We start from the raw sequence: 245 nt of genomic DNA, 5'->3' as shown, positions 1-245 counted from the left end.
CAACCTGCACTTCTCCCTGCTGCCCGCCTGGCGAGGAGCCGCGCCGGTGCAGCGTGCGCTGATCGCCGGTGACCGCGAGCTCGGAGCGAGCGTGTTCCAGCTCGTCCCGGAGCTCGATGCGGGCGACGTGTTCGCCATGCGCACGATCGTGGTCGCGCCGACCGCGACCGCCGAGCAGGCACTCGAGACCCTGGCCCGCGACGGTGCGGAGCTGACCGCGGAGGTGGTCGACGCAATCGCGAACG

The 245-nt window shown here is 72.2% G+C and carries 1 protein-coding gene; it reads left to right on the top strand.

What is annotated here, in order from left to right; genetic code table 11:
* Window positions 1-46 precede the first annotated feature (46 nt).
* On the top strand, window positions 47-245 hold a 199-nt coding region (locus SB658_RS26640; RefSeq protein WP_410603505.1), incomplete at its 3' end, for a formyltransferase family protein.

It is taken from the genome of Bacillus sp. SIMBA_008 (assembly GCF_046535495.1).
Taxonomy (GTDB): Bacteria; Bacillota; Bacilli; order Bacillales; family Bacillaceae; genus Bacillus; species Bacillus subtilis.
This window is presented reverse-complemented; position numbering and strand designations above follow the sequence as displayed.